General features: G+C 48.7%; 7 protein-coding genes. All 7 read right to left on the bottom strand.

What is annotated here, in order from left to right; all coding sequences use genetic code 11:
- Positions 1-152: 152 nt before the first annotated feature.
- The 7 genes from chbG to osmE all read right to left on the bottom strand — a co-directional run bounded on the left by chbG (position 153) and on the right by osmE (position 6,058).
- Positions 153-911, bottom strand: a complete 759-nt coding sequence (gene chbG, locus AAYN39_RS01885; RefSeq protein WP_000442732.1) for a chitin disaccharide deacetylase — start codon at positions 909-911, stop codon at positions 153-155.
- 12 nt (positions 912-923) lie between these two features.
- Positions 924-2,279, bottom strand: a complete 1,356-nt coding sequence (locus AAYN39_RS01880) for a 6-phospho-beta-glucosidase (RefSeq protein ID WP_000078788.1) — start codon at positions 2,277-2,279, stop codon at positions 924-926.
- A 124-nt stretch (positions 2,280-2,403) separates the two neighbouring features.
- Positions 2,404-3,246, bottom strand: a complete 843-nt coding sequence (chbR, locus tag AAYN39_RS01875) for a transcriptional regulator ChbR (RefSeq protein ID WP_000983393.1) — start codon at positions 3,244-3,246, stop codon at positions 2,404-2,406.
- Between the two features lie 10 nt (positions 3,247-3,256).
- Positions 3,257-3,604 (bottom strand): PTS N,N'-diacetylchitobiose transporter subunit IIA, encoded by a 348-nt coding sequence (gene chbA, locus AAYN39_RS01870; protein WP_000459882.1) that lies wholly within the window; start codon positions 3,602-3,604, stop codon positions 3,257-3,259.
- A 50-nt stretch (positions 3,605-3,654) separates the two neighbouring features.
- Positions 3,655-5,013, bottom strand: a complete 1,359-nt coding sequence (chbC, locus tag AAYN39_RS01865; protein WP_000073015.1) for a PTS N,N'-diacetylchitobiose transporter subunit IIC — start codon at positions 5,011-5,013, stop codon at positions 3,655-3,657.
- Positions 5,014-5,095: 82 nt separating this feature from the next.
- The gene (gene chbB / locus AAYN39_RS01860) at positions 5,096-5,416 is read right to left on the bottom strand and encodes a PTS N,N'-diacetylchitobiose transporter subunit IIB (protein ID WP_000412161.1); all 321 of its coding nucleotides are present in this window, start codon (positions 5,414-5,416) and stop codon (positions 5,096-5,098) included.
- A gap of 300 nt (positions 5,417-5,716) precedes the next feature.
- Complete coding sequence (osmE, locus tag AAYN39_RS01855) at positions 5,717-6,058, bottom strand: osmotically-inducible lipoprotein OsmE (RefSeq protein WP_001039301.1); 342 nt, start codon at positions 6,056-6,058, stop codon at positions 5,717-5,719.
- Positions 6,059-6,060 lie beyond the last annotated feature (2 nt).

Raw genomic sequence — 6,060 nt, 5'->3', positions numbered from 1 at the left:
TTTTGCAGTCGCCAGACCGCAAGATGTTTTAACAAATCAAAAGGGGTTTTAATAACTGGCTTAAAGCTGAAAGCTTTCCGGAACCCCCAGCCTAGCTGGGGGTTTTCCATAGACAAAAAATGCGGCGCATTCTTGCGCCGCAAACTCAGGAGCTAAATATCAAGAAAACTGCCAGGACGATATACACGTTCCGCAATCCCTGCCTTGAGTGACGCAGACGTCAACACCTCCAGTTCAGTTAAGCGGGGGTAACAATAGGCGCTCTGGCGAATAATGTTGTCCACAAACGCCGGATGACACATCACCTCCAGAGAGGCTTCTCCTCGATGCGCCGAGGCATCCAGAATGCGTAAAAAGCACGCTTCGGTGATCTCCTCGCCGTAAAATTCACTACTAAATCCTTGAGTGCTGCGCAAATCCGACGGCAGATCGTCTGCATTCAACACCGTCTGGCGGTCAATACGTAACGCAATCCCGCGCTGCGCCGCAAAGCGGGCGACGATGGGGAAAATTTGCGGGAACATATGCACATGATGATGACTGTCGAGATGCGTTGGCTCGCGGCCAAATACGTCGATGAAACGCTGATACTGACACGCCAGTTCATGCGCAATTTCATCCAGCGGAAGCGTATCCTCCTCCGCCATTTGCCAGATCCATTTCCCCAACAGGCCGTCTCGCGTCAGGCCCGGCATCTCTGACACCGGTTTGCCTAACGTCAAAACAAAATGCATTCCCACCCCAAGCGCAGGCAGCTCGCGGCTAAGCTGCGCCGCATGGTCAATAGCCTCGCCATTGACCAGCGCCGTCGTGGAGGTCACAACGCCGTTGCGATATGCTTCAACAATGCCGTAATTTTGCCCTTTACTCAGGCCAAAATCATCGGCATTCACAATCAACACGCGTTCCATAGCCTACCTCTGTCAGTGGTGCTTACCTTTAAGCGCTTCGATGCAAGCGGCAAAATTAGGCAGCCATTTTTCATGCGCCAGAATGAGCTCACGCGCCAGGACTTCTGCGTCTCGGTCGGAATGCACCAGCGGACTCAGGTTAAGCGCCAGCAGCACATCATTAAAGTTTCCGCTCAGCGCCGCATTGCTGGCCGCGACCTCAAATCCTTTAATAGTGTGGATAAGCCCCAGCACTTTTTCGTCAAAACGGGTGATACGCGGGTGCGGCGTCGCGCCATTGCGTCCCAGAATGCAGGTCATTTCCACCGCCCAGTCCGCCGGGATATTCTCGACATGCCCATGATGTGGAATATTAACATAATGCTCAGTCTGCTTGTCATTATAAATAGCGTTAATGACTTCACAAGCGGCATCGGAATAATAAGCGCCGCCGCGTTGCTCAAGCTCTTTCGGCTTCACGTTTAGCTCAGGATTTTTGTACAAGTCGAAGAGTTGTTTCTCCACTTTTTGTACGACCTGAGCGCGCGCGCCGCCTTTGTAATATTCGCCCATTTCAATCGCCAGCATCTCTTTTTGCTTGAAGTAATACAACAAATAAGAGCACGGCAGCATGTTCAGCGAGCGAATCAATCCTTCACTAAACGGCAGATCAAAGATATTTTTTACGGTTGACGCTTTCAACTGACCGGACGCCACGCCATCCAGTAATTCTGCGAACCGTGAGGTGCCATTCACCAGCACATCTTTAATAAAGACCATATGGTTTAGACCAAACAGGTCAATGGAAAGATCGTCATTCTCATTCAGCGCCAGCACGTCATGAATAAACATTTTCATGTCGACAGGAATATTACATACGCCGATGAATTTTTTAAAGTTGGTATGACGATAAACCGCTTCCGTCACCATCCCCGCCGGGTTAGTAAAGTTAATGACCCACGCATTCGGACATAATTCTTCAACATCCTTAATGATGTCAAAAATAACCGGAATGGTACGCAACCCTTTAAATAAACCGCCAGCGCCGTTGGTTTCTTGCCCCAGATAGCCGTGGCTAAGCGGGATACGCTCGTCCAGCTCACGGGCTTTGAGTTGACCAACGCGTAGCTGGGTAGTGACAAAATTAGCGCCTTTCAGCGCTTCCCGGCGATCCAGCGTTTTATACAATTTTAGCGGAACGCCTGCTTTATCAATCATTCGCTGGCAGAGATCATAAATAATGCCCAGCTTCTTTTTCCCGTCTTCAACGTCAACCAGCCATAATTCGGTGACAGGTAATTCATGGTAGCGCTTAATAAAGCCTTCAAGTAATTCAGGGGTGTAGCTGCTCCCGCCACCAATAGTGACGACTTTTAATTTCTGGCTCATAATATCTCCCTTCAGTGTATGACACTGATATGTATTACGCTATGCCCGCTCGTAAGAAATAGCGTGACGTTCCCCGCGCTATTGGGGCAAGCGTGAAATGTAACTAATCGAGCAATGTAAACCGTTACTCATTAATTTCCGTCAATCGCTTCCGATAACTATTCGGCGTGAATGAGGTCATCTTCTTAAACGTTTTAATAAACAGACTTGGACTACTGTACCCGGCTTCATAAGCAATATCCGTAACCGAATAGTTGGTCATTTCCAACTGTTTCTTGGCAAAATTAATGCGAATCTCATTAATGATTTGCATCGGCGTTTTGCTGTAATAACGTCGGGTGGCGCGCGTCAGATACTCCTGGGATTTTGCCGACAGGCGCACCATATTTTCCAGCGCATGTTCGCCAAACTGCGTTTTATCATGCATTATCTCCACGGTTGCTTTCAGCCATTGTGGAATATCATCATAAACCTGCTCTTCGCGGTAATGACGTAAGCGGTTTATAATATAAAATGTCACCACTTCGATAAATTCGTCGAGCCCATTGCCGCGAAAATTCAACGACGCAATCACCGTTTCAATATAGGTAAGGAAGGTGCTATTCGCCCTGTATACCTGCGATGCCACAAAACAAAACGGCAGTAACGGAAGATAATGCTGTTCAAAAAAACGTTTACTAATTCCTACGTTCAGAATACGCGTTGCGCCAAACTCATAGAAACTTTGGTGATTCGACCCCACCGGGATAAAAACAAAATCTCCACGTTCCAGCAGCACACGCTTCCCGTTAATCTCCTGGTAATAACGTCCGGTTAATACCAGGGTAAATTCATAATAGTCGTGCTGATGCAGCCCGGTGACGCTTTCCGTCTTGTTATAGATAAACACATGGAAATTTTTGCCATTGAAGAGCTGCTGCTCATAAACCGTTTTGATTTCCGTTGCGTTAACCTGTAGCTGCATCATCCGCCCCCTGTTATTTCAGTTTCTCATGGAGCTCAATCAACTCAGCGATCAGTTCACGAGCCAGCATTGAGGCCATCAAATGATCCTGAGCGTGAACCAGGACCAGACTGACTTTCATTTTGCCTTCGCCCTGATCGCCTTCGATGAGTTTTGTCTGCACAAGATGCGCTTCATTGAGCGCTATGCGCGACTGGTCCATCATCGCTTTCGCCGCCTCAAAGTCGCCTTCTTTCGCTTTTCTGAGCGCGCCATATGCCAGGCTGCGCGCCTGACCAGAATTGATGATAAGCCCCATAACGACTTCTTCGAGTTCCTCAGCCGCTGTCTGGTTATCTACAACATTTTCAAGATCAAACATAGTCTTTCCTCTGATTCAGCCCGGCATGGCATCCCATGCCGACGCGGAGTTTAGAATTTCAGTGCGTTAGCGATATCTTCTTCGCTTTCTTCCTGCTCGATGGCGTTCTGCGCTTTGTTAGCCACCACCACGAAGGGGAGATAAATCAGGGTAGCGACCGCCAGGTTAAATAGCGCAACCAGCAACGCGGCGACACTGCCGTTGGTGTTAAAGAACGCCCCCAGCCCGGTTGGCATGGTCCACGGCGCAATATTGGTAATCGGCGGAATAATACCCAAATAGTAAGCCACCAGCGTAATCGCCGCCAGAATCGGCTGAACCAGAATGAAGGGGATAAACATCACCGGGTTCATAATAATCGGCAGGCCAAACAGGATGGGTTCGTTAATCTGGAAGATACCTGACGGCAGCGCCAGTTTTGCCACCTGGCGATAGTCCGCGCGACGGGATGCCAGGAAGATAGCGATGATCAGACCCAGCGTTGCGCCGCTACCACCGAGGAAGATATAAGAATCCAGCATCGGTTTCGCCCAGATATGGAACGTTTTACCGGCTTCCAGCGCCGCATCGACGGAGCCATACTGCTGGTAAATAGAGATGTTTTCCAGCGCCCAGGGCGTCATGATGCCGCTGTCCAGCGCGGTCAGCGCCAGCGAACCATGAATACCAAAGAACCACAGCAGCGGTACAAAAATGACATATGCCCACCCTACCACGCTACCCAGCGATGCCAGCGGCGTAGAGATAGTGTCCATAATAATCTGATGGAAGTTAGAACCGTAATTAGACAGCGCCCAGGCAATAATCCCCATAATAGAGAGAATAATAAAGCCGGGAATTAATGCTGAGAATGAACGAGACACCGAAGCCGGTACGCTGTCCGGTAGTTTAATCACCCAGTTGCGCCGGACAATAAATGTAAACATCTCCGCGACCACCAGGCCAATAATAATACCGGAGATAATATTCGCGCCGCCCAGCCAGTTAGCGCCTACGGCATAGGCCTCGCCGACACTATACGGCGTTACGGTCATAAATGCCGCCACGGAGAGCAGTCCGGCGGCCAGCGCATCAACCTTGCGCTCTTCCGCCAGCGCCATGCCGATAAAAAATGGCGCCATGAGCGACATAATGCCCAATGTGCCGTTATAGACGTTCCCGCCGATGCCTTTCAATCCATTAAGTGTTTCAATGGTTGAGGCATCAAGCCGAATGCCCATGGAATAAAAAAACGCCCCCTCCCCAAAGCTCAGGAAAACGTTATTAATTAATACAAACATCGCCCCCGCAAGGGTTAATGGCATTAAACGAATAAAGCCGTTCTTGATTGCATTAACGTGTGGCTGCTTTCCTATTTTTACAGCAAAAGGAAGGAGTACCTTTTCAAGTGAAGCAATAACGTTACTCATAGAAAAATACCCTTAAATACCGCAATAAAATATTGCGGTTAGTGTATGAAATAACTCTTTGACGGGAAAAATTAAAAAATAATTAATTCGCGGCGGCTTTTTTAATTGCCGCTACCGCAGCTTTAAGCACGCCTAAGCCATCTACCTTGCCGTACAACATTGAATCAATGACTTCTACCGGTTTACCGGGTAATAAACGCTGAATTTCGGGGAGCATATAAGCAATTTGCGGGCCTAATAACACGACGTCCGCTGCCGGGCCTTTTTCACCGGCCAGGGTTTCAGGGAATGCTTCAATAATCACCGGCACTTCATATTTTTCAGCCTGAGCGCGCATTTTTGATACCAGTAACGATGTTGACATGCCCGCAGAACAAAACAGATAAATGTGTTTCTTTTCCATAAAAACCTTCCTCATGTGCGATTATCTGTCAACCAGATACGCCGCAAGCCTCAACCTGCATCCATACTCTGGGCGACTTGCGTAACCGGATTTACTTTTTTAGGTGGCTGAAATGAGTATACGGGATCGGACCGCCGGATGGTATTTCCTTGACCTACTAAATTGTCTCTCATTGACCTGGCGTTATGACCCCCCTCACATTTCGGGCAAATAATTCGCGATAATAAATAAGGTTATGGCAGGCACAAAAAAACCGGCTCGCAGGCCGGTTTCCTTGAATGTTCAGGCAATGTACAGTTGTTACTGCTTCGGCGCCTGTGGGTCAGTGTCGTACTCCGCACAGGTCTGGTAGCCGGAGTTAATCACGTGCCCGGTATCATCCAGCGCAACAAAGTAGGTTTCCGCTTTACCATCACGTTGACCCAGGATGTAGGTCTGACAGGTACCACGCGCATGAATCATGCTCACTTCAGATGACGGTTTGCCCGCAATCTGCGCAACTTGCGCCCTGCTCATTCCTTTTTTAACATCTTTAACGACAGGCTCAACAAATTGGTCTTTTGTACGATCATACGCCGTACAGCCTGCCAGCATAGTCATTACCGCCGCTGCGCTTAAAATTCCTGCTACGTTCTTGTTCATTT

The sequence above is a fragment of the Salmonella sp. K21076 genome (assembly GCF_039650795.1).
GTDB lineage: Bacteria > Pseudomonadota > Gammaproteobacteria > Enterobacterales > Enterobacteriaceae > Salmonella > Salmonella enterica.
This window is presented reverse-complemented; position numbering and strand designations above follow the sequence as displayed.

Excerpts from the sequence above, each read along its gene's own strand:
- chbG (WP_000442732.1), bottom strand. The coding sequence starts at position 911 with ATGGAACGCGTGTTGATTGTGAATGCCGATGATTTTGGCCTGAGTAAA.
- AAYN39_RS01880 (WP_000078788.1), bottom strand. The coding sequence starts at position 2,279 with ATGAGCCAGAAATTAAAAGTCGTCACTATTGGTGGCGGGAGCAGCTAC.
- chbR (WP_000983393.1), bottom strand. The coding sequence starts at position 3,246 with ATGATGCAGCTACAGGTTAACGCAACGGAAATCAAAACGGTTTATGAG.
- osmE (WP_001039301.1), bottom strand. The coding sequence starts at position 6,058 with ATGAACAAGAACGTAGCAGGAATTTTAAGCGCAGCGGCGGTAATGACT.
- chbA (WP_000459882.1), bottom strand. The coding sequence starts at position 3,604 with ATGTTTGATCTTGAAAATGTTGTAGATAACCAGACAGCGGCTGAGGAA.
- chbB (WP_000412161.1), bottom strand. The coding sequence starts at position 5,416 with ATGGAAAAGAAACACATTTATCTGTTTTGTTCTGCGGGCATGTCAACA.
- chbC (WP_000073015.1), bottom strand. The coding sequence starts at position 5,013 with ATGAGTAACGTTATTGCTTCACTTGAAAAGGTACTCCTTCCTTTTGCT.